The following is a 12,855-nucleotide window of genomic DNA, read 5'->3' as shown; positions in this document are numbered from 1 at the left end:
CAAAATGAATATTCCAGATCAAAATGAATATTCGAACGATTCACAGACATTAATCAATTTTAAAACTCTCTAAATTGATAATTGCCTATTTAAATTTTAACTGACTTATGCTAAATTAGTTAAGTAAAATCTTTTTAGAGTCCATTTAACCATGCAAGAAAACACCCAAAATCGATTGAAAAATACTTAGATTTATCTTGTCATGATCAATTAGAGCGAATTAAATCGGGCAAGTATTGAGGGACTACTGAAATTAATTCTTTTTTTATTCTTTATTCCACCTTTAAATTTCAGCAACGTACAACTCTCATAGGCAGGAATCTCCCATGGCTACATTATCTCTATAATTCTTGCAATCATTATAAGAAAAATTTTGAAAACACTTTTCATTTTAATGCTAACTTTTCTATTATTTCATTGGATTACTTCTTAAGAAATGAAAATCCCGACGAAACTTTAAAAATGAGAGAATATGGGATTCGTAGCAGCATTTATTTATCTTATTTCTTTTCCATTAAAAATTTTTCTGAAGTATTTTATTTTCTTTCGATAAAAGAAGCGCATATTGCGAAAAAAAGTTGTTTAACACTTCTGAGAAATCAATTGAATTTAATTACTATTTAAAAAAAAACAAGAAAAAGCTATAACTCAAAAAGCTCAACTAAGTAATGACAATATTAAATTAACTTCTAATATAACAAAATCTTACAATTTTTCTTTTCCATCTAGCGAATTTAAAACTAACCGATATTATTTAGATTATCTTTATAACAAAGTTTTCTTAACAAAAAAATTTATCTAAAGGAATTATTTCTTGGAAAGACCCATAAAAAAATAGCTCAAGAATGCAATATCTCGTGCCAAACTGTTGAAAAACATTTAGAATTAATTAAACATAAATTCGGCGTTAAAAAGTAGTCTGAAATAAAAAAATCATTTTATCTTCTAGACTAGGCTCTCTACTTTTTTCTCTCATTAAATTCAATATTTGAAATTATTATCTAATTTTTAATTAAATCATTCTAATAACTTAAAAAATTTTGGTAGGCAATTTTTTATAAGGGTAGCTCTATTGATTTCTTGTTTATTGAAACATTTCCAAAGTTTTTGAATTATAAAAAGATTTTTAATAACGATCTGAGAATCAGGCGGAACACTATCATAATCACCTCGAATCCCAAAATGCTCATCACTCATCACATTGATTGCATGAAGAATATGTTGAATAAAATCTTCTAAAATAGAATTTCGTTCACTGACATAAGGACTATAAAAACAAAGCCCTAGCACCCCTCTACGTTTTTCTAGGACCTTCATCACATCGTCAGTGAGATTTCAACTGTACCCACAAAATTTTTCGCAATTTCTGTAGGTAGTACAAACTTTTACAGAAAGTTCTTCGATTGTCTGCTAAAATAAAGCGTCATTAGCATGAAAAAGATCACACACAATATTTAATTTTTCCATTATTTTTAAGGCTTCTCTATTAAATTTCGATAAACCTTTTCCACGTTTATATAACGTAGTCCTATTTGAAGGAGATAAATATTTTTTCGATACTAGTCCTAATTTGCCAAGCATGTTTCTGAATCTCCTTCATCTTTTCTTTAAACAAGAGTTTTACATTTTTTTGAAAGCCTTCAATGCCTTAACCATCAATAAGATTAACGACCCTAATTCCTAAACGATGCTAATTTTTTAAAAGATCCACTTGTCCCTCAAAAATGAAAGGCCCTTTGACAGAAAAAAATTAACGTTAACTTTCATTTCCCCGAAGATTTAATTATCTCGGAAAAATTCGTATAAATAGCTACTTCTTCAAGATATTGAGCTCTCAAATTATATAAAGCATCAACCATATTTAAACTTTTTAATAAATCGTAATCCCCTATATTTAAAAACAGGGCTTTAATATTTCTCTTCATTGGAAAGGTCTCTATCAAAATTGATTTATCAAGCTTGATTTACTCATTCTACAGATCATCCTAATTGCTTTATCGAAATTCCAGAGAATTCTTTTTAAACTGTGACTATATTGCATAAGCTATGTGGCAATTTTCTCCAGATTTTTTTCAGCGAGATTAGTTCTCGTTTTTTTGGTAGAGTATTCTTTAAGCTTAGAACTGTAGTTGAAGGTTCGATCAAATATTAAAAATCTAATGATCTCGCCATTTTCTAAGTGTATATTCCATGCTTGAGTAGCACCAATTCTCAAATTAATCTTGGATCAAATTTTCCCTCAATAATTTTAACGTAATAGCGACCTGCAACACTCGATTCTATATTTTTAAAAAGGGGAGGACAAAGATAAAGACCCAATAAGGGAGATAATTCCAAGAATTAATAACCAAGTGTACATCGATTTCGGATAAATCTTCAGAATCCCATTTCCAAAAACCAAAATCGATAATTTCATAAACTGTTTTTTTCATGCTCCTCATTTAGCTTTTCTTTACTTTTCATTCGGCGAGTATCCAAAATAGGAAATTGACAACCTCGTCGATGAATATGTGGTCTACTTCTAATAATAAGTAGGGGAGCAGCTCCTTAATCAACCACAAGGTGAGAAGCTCTAGATTCAGTTGATAAATTTAGTTTATTTTTTCTTTCGTTCAGATAATGCTTATCTTCTTTAGAGAATATCACCTTTAGAATTTGAGAAGAAAAACGACAACAATTTACTACTTCTAATAACTCTTCCAATAACTTAAGCTGCATTTTATTTTTAATTTTAATTTCTAAAAAATCTGTATGACAATCTATTTTAAAATAATCTTTTTTATGCTTTTCTATTTTTGAAAAAATAGTATCGGTTACGTTTGGGGTTTAGAAAAAATCGTTTATTTTCACTACAATCCAGTTTTCCGTAGCGAATTAAATACCTCTGGGAAATCAAATTAAGAATTTTTTCAGCGATATTAGGGTAATTCTTTACATATTTTTTATTGGTCTAGAATTAAAAATATGAGCGCTATTAAAAAAATCTAAATAAAGCTTGCACTCTCTTTTTAATGAGCTCATTGTTTCCCCTTATTTTAAGAACTGGTTATACTCCCTTTATTCATGACCTCAATTATCTTTTTCAAGATCGCATTCTTCTACTTCCTGCTATGTTATATTTAGGTACTGCATTCTCCATTACTGCTTTTCCTATGTTAGCCAGAATTCTTTATGAAAGCGGCATAGCTCAAACAAAATTGGGAACATTAACTATTACTTCTGGAGCAGAAATTGATGCAATCACTTGGTGTTTGCTCACCGTTATTCTGTCTATTGTCAGAAACAATGATCAAATCGTAATTATAGCTATTATCCCTATTATTGGCGCAATTATTTATGTCATTTTTATGATTTCTATTGGCAAAAGATTATTATCAAAATTAGTTCGTCCCATAGAGCAAGAAAAAGATTTTACTATTTCTATTTTAGCTATTGTTCTAAGCATTGTGATGTTAATGCTCTTGGTTACAGATTATATTAAAATTTATACTATTTTTTTAGCATTTATCGCTGGAGCTGATTTCCCTCGTGGAGAATTTTCTTATCAGATGCGTGAAAATTTAATATCTCACTACTGCCTTTTTATTGCGTATCTTTTTTTCTAGACCTGAAGTCCTGTCAATATCTTATACATTGTGGAAACATAAAAGGAAGGCTTTGCGAAACGATTACCAAACCTATGCGGGAGCAGAAATTAGATAATACCTTGCTGTTCCAAATAAGGGAATGAAATTTTAGTCGTAGACATTTTTGTATTATTTATTTTGTATTATTTATACTTATAAGGGAATAATATGCACATGTATATTTTTTTTACTCTATTGATAGCATTCCCTCTTTTTTTAATATTATCTTTTGCAAACAAATAATAAAAGAAACATCTAGAACAGTCGAAATTTGAAGATTTGTTCAGCACCTACCGGAATGTCCAGTGATCAAAATTTCACAGCTTGATAATAGCGAAGTTTTTATTCCATCACCCCATCAGAATATATTGACTAAAAAAATTTTTAATTTAGCAATTTAGATACTTTTGATAAAAAATATTCCTTATTAAATGCTTCAATTCGTTTTTGATTTTAAAAAAAATGAGTCTATCATAAACTAAGGATCTTTAAATCGAAACCCGTGCCCAATGGTTGGGTGTTGAATTTTTTCGTTTGTAATCACCACCGCTGGCCTAGCGCTAATCGATAGACCCGATTGTTAATTTGAACCAACGCCACGATATCTCTTGCCTTATCGATTTCTTTCTAAATAAAATCTTTCTTAAATAAAATCTAAATAAAATATTAAAAAACTTATTTTACATAAACTTGTACGATGCTAAAATATGGAAATGGCATAAATCCAAGCTTAGCTGTAAGCAAGCGGCACGATCAATCACTCGTTGTTGAGCATTTATTCTTCTTTTGTCGGGACACCTTATAAGTGCATCTGTGCAGAGTGGTGGCGAAGACCGTGACGATGGTCAATATCGGCTCTTTTACACATACTTGTTCTAATCGTTTTCCATAGGTTTTGTAGCTGGTATTGTGGGGATTAAAGAATGACTTATATACTGAACCAATGCTTGACACAGTACTTTTTTCTTCGTTTAGCTAACGTAGCATTGGTTATTAATAAGACTACTGATAACCAATGCTAGCAATTTGTATTTAATTATTTATCTCCAACTCGATCGAAAAAAAAGATTTAGGTTTTAACACTGAAATTCCCTGATAGGCCGATAGCTACGAAAGATCAGAATCTCCACTGATAATAACTTTCGCTTCTGCACTTAGCGCACAGACTATAAATTTATCTGTCATCTAAATCACAGCTAATTCCTTCCATAAGCTTTACTGGTTCAAACAATTTTACTGTAAATAAAAGTTTATTAACAATAGGCTCAAATTCGAAATGAGCATATTTTTTAGAAAAAATGGCAGACATTCTCCTTATATCCTCTACAATTTTTGGTGTGGCGACAACAGTGAATTTATCCTCTATCCGGGCGTAAATTATGTTTTGCGGTGCGCTAGCCACCCATTCCAGAAATTAATACATTGATATCTACAACCACCTTCAAGAAAGCTATTCCACGTTTTTAGCTTTTTGGACTTGGTTCTTTCGACCTTAATTATTTTTTCTACTTCGCTCTTTGTTCAATACCCGATTTTTTTAACTTATTTTCTAACTTTTGATAACAAGGCCTTGAGTTCTTTTTTTAAAGGCGGAGTTATCGTTTTAAGCACGACGGTATCATTCTCAGCAATAAAACCACAAATTTTGTTCCTGTTTCAAGACCTAATTGTTCTCGTATTTCTTCTGCGATCACTATTTGCCCTCGAGAAGACATTTTTGTCGTGGCTAGTTGACGTAACATCATCTTACCCATCCTTATTAATTAAGATTATAGCATGAAGATTATAGCATGAAATCGATGAACCCACGAGTTAATCTTTTTTTCTTTAAGCATTCCCCGCTACACCGCTTGGCTAACTGATGGGCAATCAATATGTTATGTTCCATCGTCAGATAGATATACTTTATTTTTGTGGTCTTAAGATCAAAATACCCCCCCCCAACGATTCTATCACCGTATACAAATCAGTACCACTCATCACGTGCTGTAACACGAAATCGTGTCGTTGATCATGCCAGGTAAAACTTTCCATGGCTGCGCTCTTTTTCAAATTATTCCAGGATTTCTTCACATTGGTGATATGCTCGCCTGGATTTTTCCGGAAAAACCCATACCCTTCCTTTATGCACAACCTTCGTTTGTTCGTACCATAATCGAATAACTTTTGATGTTTCTACATCCAACGGAACTTTGTATGGCTTAGCCACTTTAACAATATCCGCTATTTTAACAATATCCGCTATTAAAGAAATAATGACATTATCCTGTCTGAAATCGATGTGCTTATCCCACTACAATCGCTTAACGTACTAAAACGGATCCTAGATCTAAACAGACTCTACCCGAAAAGGGGCACTTTAATCGAAGTTAGAGTAATTAACACCTTCATTAGGAAAAACCTTGCATCAATGGCGGAAAGAAGTGGTTTCATATGTGGCGTTTCACTAAAATAATAGCTATAATTAAAGGCCTTTCATCGCAAAATGAAATTGATTCAGCGGTGCGTTTATGGCTTTCGAAACTTTAAAAATTATCGTTTACGGGTTAGAGTATTATGTTCGTGATAAAATGCCCTACAATTGAGAAAGATTTAACTTATTTAGAAATCGGGACGGCAGGATTTGAACCTGCGACCCCTTGCACCCCATGCAAGTGCGCTACCAGGCTGCGCTACGCCCCGAATCAAATCTTAATATTATAAGACCACTTATTCAATTTACAATGGCATTATGAGGAACATTGATGACGGTTATGCTTCTTCTCTTTAGCAACTAGTCTTTAGCAACTAGCGAGTTTCCTTCGATAATTAAGTCCTAATTTCTCTGTCGTCGTCTTTCCACATTGCCGAAGACCTAAAATAGCGACTGCCAAATTTACTTTAAGAAGAATCACTGATCTGTTGAATAAACTGAGGACGTTCCATAAATTACCTTGAAAATTTTAACAAAAACACAAATTTCAAACGTAAATCAAACTTATTGCGTTTCAGGGTATGGCAAGGACACCGCGATGAAGTGGATTTAGGAGTGATTAGCGCCATTGGCTAAGCGAAGAGACGCTAATGGATCTACATCTCAATCCATTTCTAAACCAGCTGCAATCCTTTCCAGTTCTGAAATAGCACGACGGATAGTTTCGTAGGCTTTATATTCTCTTTTATCATGCGAAGTATCTTCAGAAAGCTTCTGTTTAGCTCCTTCAATGGTATAACCTTCTTCATAAAGTAAACGGCGGATTTTTCGCACCAGCAAAACGTCTTTCAATTGATAGTAACGACGGTTACCTCGTCGTTTTAAAGGCGACAGCGGAGAAAATTCTTGCTCCCAATAACGCAAAACGTGAGTACGTAACTCACAGAGTTTGCCAACTTCACCAATTGTAAAATATAACTTTTGGGGAATAGGGGGTAATTCGCTTTCCGGTTTAGGATTCCCTTTCTTCTGATTTGACATTTTTCTCCACCCTGGATTTGAGTTTGTGGCCAGCACGGAATGTCACAACACGCCGCTCCGTAATAGGAATTTCTTCGCTGGTTTTAGGATTGCGTCCGGGACGTTGCTTTTTGTCACGCAGATTAAAATTACCAAATCCTGACAATTTCACCGGTTCTCCCCTTTCTAACGAAAGGCGGATATCCTCAAAAAATAATTCAACTAACTCTTTTGCCTCTCGCTTATTCAAGCCTACCACATTAAATAAATGTTCTGCCAAGTCAGCTTTTGTGAGTGCCATCAGCTATGCCCTCTCAATTTGACATTGAACTTACGCTCAAGAGCAGCGATTATACGTTCAATGACCTGTTTGATCTCTTCGTCTATTAGAGTGCGTAATGGGTTTTGAAAGGTCAACCCCAAAGCGACACTTTTTCCCCCAAATTCAATATGTTCACCGCCTTCATATATATCAAAAATTTCGCTCATGATCAATAAATGTCCAGCATTTTGAGCAATTTCTTCTTCAATTCGCGAAGCTTCAACGTCTCGATCCACTACAACGGCAAGATCACGACGAACCGTAGGAAATTTAGAGACGGATTGATAGTGAGATAACCTTGTCTTTGTAAGGGCTTCAAGTTCTGCCTCAAACAGGTAAGGAATGCTCCCAAAGCCTAACTCTCGCACCAGCACAGGATGCAAGGCGCCCAAATAGCCGATACAAGCTTCTTTAAAGTAGAGAGCGGCGGATCGTCCGGGTGCAAGGCAGGGTGCTCTGCTCGTATAAAATCGAAATCCTTTTCAGCGTGGGTAAGGGAGAGTAGCGTGCTGACGTCTCCTTTCATGTCATAAAAATCGACTGGCCGTTTTTTTTCTCCCCATTGCAAGTTACTGGCATTCCCTACAATCAAACCAGCAATTTTAGTTATCTGCTGCCATTTTCTTTTTTGATGGATAAAACATCTGCCAATTTCAAAAAGTCTCACGCGTTCAATTTGACGAGATTGATTGTATTTCGCTGCAGTAACAAGCCCAGGCCATAAACTATTGCGCATGACGTTCATATCGTTCGTAATTGGGTTAGAAAGAGCAAGGGATTCTAAATTGGGATTAAGCTTATTCTGCAATTTATCATCCACAAAACTATAATTCATGGCCTCGTTATACCCACGGTCAACCATTAAACGCCGGATCCGAGCCAAGCTTACTTGTGTCTCCGCCACGGGTGACAAAACCATTTTACGTTTCATAATAGTTTGAGGAATTCGTTCATAGCTGTGCAATCGCGCTACTTCTTCAATTAAATCGACTTCTTGGGTAATATCAAAACGATAACTCGGCACAATTACGTGCCAGCCATTTATTTCTGGCTGAAGGGTCATCCCTAAAAAACCTAAGATCTGGTGAATCTCTTTATCAGCAATTTCCACTCCCAAGAGGTGCTTAATTCGTTCACGACGTAAACCAACTTTTTTAATCGAGGGAAAAGTTTCTTCAATGCGTTGATCTTCAATAGAACCTGGTTTTCCACCCGTAATGGTCAATAACAATTCCGTTGCACGCTCCATTGCAAGTTTTTGCAGTTGGAAATCCACACCTCGCTCAAATCGATACGAAGAATCTGTATTTAAACCGTAATGTCGTGCCGTTAACGCAATATTACTTGGCGTAAAATAAGCACTTTCCAAAAAGATATTTTTTGTTTTTTCGTTAACGGCCGAATTAGCGCCCCCCATAATACCTGCAATAGCGTGTACTTGGTTTTCATCTGCAATAACCAAAGTGCGATTATTCAAAGTAACTTCGCTTCCATCGATCAAAGTAATTTTTTCATCAAACTTGCATAGCGCACACGAATCTCACCAAACAATTGATCGAAATCGAATGCATGCATAGGTTGACCCCATTCCAACATTACATAATTCAGGACATCTACAACAGGATGGATAGAGCGCAATCCACTACGGCGTAATCGTTCTCGCATCCAAAACGGAGTTTGGGCATCACTATCAATATCGCGAATAATCCGACCTACATAATACGGACAAGCTTCTTTGGCTTGTATCCCAATAGGAAAAATAGCATCGATGACGGGTGTTATGGGGCTACTTTAGGTGCTTTCACAGAAAGCCGATTAATGGCGCCCACTTCATTGGCAATTCCTCGCACGCTAGCACAATCACCTCGATTAGGAGTTAGATTAATATCAAAAATAGAATCCTTTAATTGCAAACAATCGTGTAAATCTTTACCGACAGCAATATCGGAAGGAAGCTCCATGATGAATCCGTTTTGATCCTCCGATAAGCCCAGCTCACGTTCTGAGCATATCATTCCATGGGAAACCACACCTCGCAATTTGGTTTTTTTAATTTTCAGCTCGCCCACTTGGCCACCAATTAGAGCAACAGGGACCTTCAAGCCAGCGCGAACATTTACTGCTCCACAGACAATTTCTAAGGCCTCGCTTCCCCCCACATTAACTCGGCAAAAGGACAGTCGATCTACATCGGGATGTTTTTCTACCGATAACACTTCTCCTACCACCACCTTTTCAAAGGAGTGAGCAACAGAATTGACAGAGTCGACCTCTAAGCCAAATAAAGTAAGTTGTTCTGCTAAGTGCTCCGTGTTAACTAAGGGATTTACCCATTCACGAAGCCAAATTTCACTTAATTTCATGAATTAAAATTGCCTCAAAAAGCATAAGTCATTTTCGAAAAAGAGACGCAAATCGGGTACGCTATAAAGCAACATAGCTAATCGATCCAAACCAATACCAAAAGCAAAACCATTATATTCATCAGGGTCAATGTTCACGTTACGTAAGACATTGGGATGAACCATACCGCAACCCAAGACTTCTAACCAGCTGTCGGTAGCCGGTTGATAGATATCAACTTCGGCCGAAGGTTCGGTGAAAGGGAAATAAGAAGGACGAAAACGCAAACGAAATTCGGTTTCAAAAAAACAATTTAAAAATTGCTGTAATAAGCCTTTTAGGTCCGCAAAAGTACATTGTTTATCTACTACAAGGCCCTCTACTTGATGGAACATGGGGGTGTGGGTGGGATCAAAATCGCGTCGATATACTCGCCCTAATGCAATTAGTCGAATTGGTGCGCCGTGTTTTTTCATTTCACGTATTTTCACATTGGAAGTATGGGTTCGTAATAACTGATTGTCTGAAAAATAAAAGGTATCTACCATTGTCCGAGCAGGATGACTTGAGGGAATATTTAATGCCTCAAAATTATGATACTCATCTTCAATTTCTGGACCCTCGACAATCTGAAAACCTAACGAAATAAACAATTGAGTTACTCGTTCAGAAACTCGAGCAATGGGATGGATCGTACCAAGGCTGGTATAACGACCACGGAGAGTAACGTCAATTTTTTCTTGTGTTAATTTTTTATGAAGGGCTTTTTCCCGCAGCTGTGTAGATTTCTCAGTGAGTGAAGTCTGAATTTCATGCTTAACTTCATTAATCGACTTTCCGAATTGAGGGCGCTCTTCGGGGGAAAGTTCCCCTAATGATTTGAGCAATTGGGTCACTTCCCCCTTTTTGCCGAGATAATTAACACGAATTTTCTCCAACGTCGGCTCATCGGTCGCTTCATCAATGAATTTTTTAGCGGCTTGTAATAAAGATTTTAATTGAGCCTGCATGGTTGCGCATCATCATTCACTTAATGCATGCTTGGCTTTCTCAGCTAATTTTCCAAAGGTAACTTTATCCTTAACAGCTAAATCCGCTAATATTTTGCGATCCATAAGAATCGCCGCTTTATTTAAGCCATTTATCAGGCGACTATAGGAGAGTCCGTGCTCTCGTGCAGCCGCATTAATACGAACAATCCATAAAGCACGAAATTGACGCTTTCGCTGTTTGCGATCACGATAAGCGTACTGGGCCGCTTTAATTACGGCTTGTTTCGCCACACGATAGATCCGACTGCGCGCACCATAATAGCCTTTTGCTTTACTCAATATTTTTTTATGACGGGCCTTTGCGATAACGCCTCGTTTTACTCTTGGCATGTTATATCTCCAGTATAAAAATTCTTAAAAGCAACTCAAACTCTCAGCATTTCCTCAATTCCCTTAACGTCGCTTTTAGCGACTTGATGCAACTTTCGCAACCGGCGTTTCCGTTTTTGCGACTTTTTCGTCAAAATATGATTATGATTGGCCGTAGCTCGCTTAATAGCAACTTGACCTGTTGTTTTAAACCGTTTCGTAGCTCCACGATTAGTCTTTAATTTCGGCATCACTCACTCTTCGTTTTATTACTCTCACCTTTGCCTTTCATAACCACCATTGTCATTTGGCGACCTTCCAGCTTCGGCTCTTGTTCGATAACAATACTTCTTAAATCGCGCTTGACGCGATTTAGCAGCTCCAATCCTAACTCCCGATGTTGCATTTCTCGTCCTCTAAAACGTAAACTCACTTTTACCTTATCCCCACGTTCTAAAAAAGCTGCAATTTTACGCAACTTAACCTGGTAATCCCCCACATCCGTTGCGGGACGGAATTTCACTTCTTTAAGGTGAATTAACCGTTGTTTTTTCTTTTGAGCTGCTTTTCGTTTGCTTTGCTCAAACTGATACTTACCAAAATTCATAATACGGCAAACGGGCGGTTTAGCCGTTGGAGAAACTTCAACTAAATCCAATCCTGCTTCTTCAGCGAGGGTTAAAGCCCGATCAATTTTCACGATCCCCATTTGTTCGCCCTTCTCGTCAATCAATCGCACTTCCGGAAGACGGATTTGCTTATTGACGCGTGTTCGTTTCAATCTGATATATTATCTCCTCAAATAGTTAATTCTACTGGCGACTTTCTGCTATGTTGATCAATTTCTGCCTGCAATTGGCGAACAAACTTTTCCAACGTAAGACCAGTCGGCTTTTCATCACGTTCCACTGCGCGTACTGCGAGGGTTTTATCGGCGACTTCGCGGTCACCAATGATAACCTGATAAGGTAAACGCGCAATAGTATGTTCGCGGATTTTAAAGCCGATCTTCTCATTTCTCAAGTCCGATGTGGCCCTAATACCTAAATTTTGGAGATTTTCTACGATTTCCTTGACATAATCGGCTTGCCGATCGGTAATATTCATGACTACCACTTGAACAGGAGCTAACCAGAGGGGCAGTTTACCGGCATACTCTTCTAATAAAATCCCTAAAAAGCGCTCAAATGAGCCCAATATAGCGCGATGGACCATTACAGGAGTTCTTTTGGAGCCATCTTCGTCAATGTAATATGCTCCCAATCGTTCCGGCATCGAAAAATCGACTTGTACGGTGCCGCATTGCCACACTCGCCCTAAGCAATCCCGCAAAGAAAATTCAACTTTCGGTCCATAAAAAGCCCCTTCCCCTGGCAAGATCTCCCAATTCACACCCTTTTCCTCCAATGCTTTTGCCAAAGCTTGCTCCGCTTTAGTCCATACTTCATCACTCCCAACTCGCTTTTCGGGCCGGGTAGATAATTTATGAATAACTTCATTAAAGCCGAAATCGACATAGACTTGGTGCAACTGATCGATAAAAGCCAACACCTCGCCTCGGATCTGCGCCTCCGTACAAAAAATATGCCCATCATCTTGAACAAAACCGCGCAACCGCATTAAAGCATGCAAAGTACCTGACGGCTCATTGCGATGGCAGGCACCAAATTCGGAGTAACGAATGGGTAAATCACGATAGCTTTTGATGCCTTGATTAAATATCTGAACATGGGCGGGACAGCTCATTGGTTTGATAACATACTGCTGGGG

14 protein-coding genes, 1 tRNA gene and 4 pseudogenes are annotated in these 12,855 nt (G+C 37.0%); 3 read left to right on the top strand and 16 right to left on the bottom strand.

All coding sequences use genetic code 11. The features are described from left to right. The first annotated feature begins 792 nt into the window (after positions 1-792). On the top strand, positions 793-918 hold the full coding sequence (locus B1F79_RS06845) for a helix-turn-helix transcriptional regulator (protein ID WP_372443114.1): 126 nt from the start codon (positions 793-795) through the stop codon (positions 916-918). 99 nt (positions 919-1,017) lie between these two features. On the opposite strand, the pseudogene B1F79_RS02590 reads toward B1F79_RS06845, so the two are convergent. From B1F79_RS02590 to B1F79_RS02580, 3 genes and pseudogenes are all read right to left on the bottom strand, one after another. Then, positions 1,018-1,323 (bottom strand): annotated as a pseudogene (locus tag B1F79_RS02590) (membrane dipeptidase); the annotation flags it as partial. A gap of 87 nt (positions 1,324-1,410) precedes the next feature. Beyond that, on the bottom strand, positions 1,411-1,581 hold the full coding sequence (locus B1F79_RS02585; RefSeq protein ID WP_251365875.1) for a hypothetical protein: 171 nt from the start codon (positions 1,579-1,581) through the stop codon (positions 1,411-1,413). A gap of 182 nt (positions 1,582-1,763) precedes the next feature. Continuing rightward, positions 1,764-1,925 carry a hypothetical protein gene (locus B1F79_RS02580; protein WP_251365874.1) on the bottom strand — a complete coding sequence of 54 codons (162 nt, stop codon included), beginning with the start codon at positions 1,923-1,925 and terminating at the stop codon, positions 1,764-1,766. A 1,068-nt stretch (positions 1,926-2,993) separates the two neighbouring features. On the opposite strand from B1F79_RS02580, the pseudogene B1F79_RS02575 reads away from it, so the two are divergent. Continuing rightward, positions 2,994-3,605, top strand: a pseudogene (locus B1F79_RS02575) (cation:proton antiporter domain-containing protein); the annotation flags it as partial. A gap of 1,616 nt (positions 3,606-5,221) precedes the next feature. On the opposite strand, the gene B1F79_RS02570 reads toward B1F79_RS02575, so the two are convergent. Then, a complete protein-coding gene (locus B1F79_RS02570) occupies positions 5,222-5,371 on the bottom strand; it encodes an AbrB/MazE/SpoVT family DNA-binding domain-containing protein (RefSeq protein WP_251365872.1) in 150 nt (49 codons plus the stop codon). A 160-nt stretch (positions 5,372-5,531) separates the two neighbouring features. Beyond that, positions 5,532-5,660 (bottom strand): hypothetical protein, encoded by a 129-nt coding sequence (locus tag B1F79_RS06310; RefSeq protein ID WP_285896367.1) that lies wholly within the window; start codon positions 5,658-5,660, stop codon positions 5,532-5,534. Between the two features lie 353 nt (positions 5,661-6,013). Here B1F79_RS06310 and B1F79_RS02565 point away from each other — a divergent pair. Next, positions 6,014-6,192, top strand: a pseudogene (locus tag B1F79_RS02565) (transposase); the annotation flags it as partial. A 42-nt stretch (positions 6,193-6,234) separates the two neighbouring features. Here B1F79_RS02565 and B1F79_RS02560 read toward each other — a convergent pair. The 11 genes and pseudogenes from B1F79_RS02560 to thrS all read right to left on the bottom strand — a co-directional run. Beyond that, positions 6,235-6,308: transfer RNA gene (locus B1F79_RS02560), tRNA-Pro, on the bottom strand. A gap of 394 nt (positions 6,309-6,702) precedes the next feature. Further along, a complete protein-coding gene (locus B1F79_RS02555; RefSeq protein WP_251365871.1) occupies positions 6,703-7,080 on the bottom strand; it encodes a MerR family transcriptional regulator in 378 nt (125 codons plus the stop codon). After that, entirely contained in the window at positions 7,052-7,360 is a 309-nt protein-coding gene (locus B1F79_RS02550) for an integration host factor subunit alpha (protein ID WP_048875120.1), read from the bottom strand. Before B1F79_RS02550 ends, B1F79_RS02555 begins: the two co-directional genes overlap by 29 nt. Further along, positions 7,360-8,837 (bottom strand): annotated as a pseudogene (locus B1F79_RS06840) (phenylalanine--tRNA ligase subunit beta-related protein); the annotation flags it as partial. The pseudogene B1F79_RS06840 and the gene B1F79_RS02550, both read right to left, overlap by 1 nt. Before the next feature lie 41 nt (positions 8,838-8,878). Then, positions 8,879-9,076, bottom strand: coding sequence for a phenylalanine--tRNA ligase beta subunit-related protein (locus B1F79_RS06835; RefSeq protein ID WP_372443113.1), 198 nt, complete (start codon positions 9,074-9,076; stop codon positions 8,879-8,881). Between the two features lie 83 nt (positions 9,077-9,159). Beyond that, entirely contained in the window at positions 9,160-9,744 is a 585-nt protein-coding gene (ytpR, locus tag B1F79_RS02535; protein WP_251365870.1) for a YtpR family tRNA-binding protein, read from the bottom strand. Positions 9,745-9,747: 3 nt separating this feature from the next. Beyond that, positions 9,748-10,734 carry a phenylalanine--tRNA ligase subunit alpha gene (gene pheS / locus B1F79_RS02530; protein WP_251365869.1) on the bottom strand — a complete coding sequence of 329 codons (987 nt, stop codon included), beginning with the start codon at positions 10,732-10,734 and terminating at the stop codon, positions 9,748-9,750. Between the two features lie 12 nt (positions 10,735-10,746). After that, positions 10,747-11,106 (bottom strand): 50S ribosomal protein L20, encoded by a 360-nt coding sequence (rplT, locus tag B1F79_RS02525; protein WP_251365868.1) that lies wholly within the window; start codon positions 11,104-11,106, stop codon positions 10,747-10,749. A gap of 35 nt (positions 11,107-11,141) precedes the next feature. After that, positions 11,142-11,336 (bottom strand): 50S ribosomal protein L35, encoded by a 195-nt coding sequence (gene rpmI / locus B1F79_RS02520; protein WP_048875117.1) that lies wholly within the window; start codon positions 11,334-11,336, stop codon positions 11,142-11,144. Then, the gene (gene infC / locus B1F79_RS02515; protein ID WP_251365867.1) at positions 11,336-11,866 is read right to left on the bottom strand and encodes a translation initiation factor IF-3; all 531 of its coding nucleotides are present in this window, start codon (positions 11,864-11,866) and stop codon (positions 11,336-11,338) included. Before infC ends, rpmI begins: the two co-directional genes overlap by 1 nt. Before the next feature lie 17 nt (positions 11,867-11,883). Beyond that, positions 11,884-12,855 (bottom strand): threonine--tRNA ligase (thrS, locus tag B1F79_RS02510; protein ID WP_251365866.1); only part of this gene is annotated, 972 nt, incomplete at its 5' end.

The sequence above is a fragment of the Coxiella-like endosymbiont of Rhipicephalus sanguineus genome, assembly GCF_018687865.1.
The sequence above is the reverse complement of the archived record's forward strand: the minus strand, read 5'-3'. Positions and strand labels throughout refer to the sequence as shown.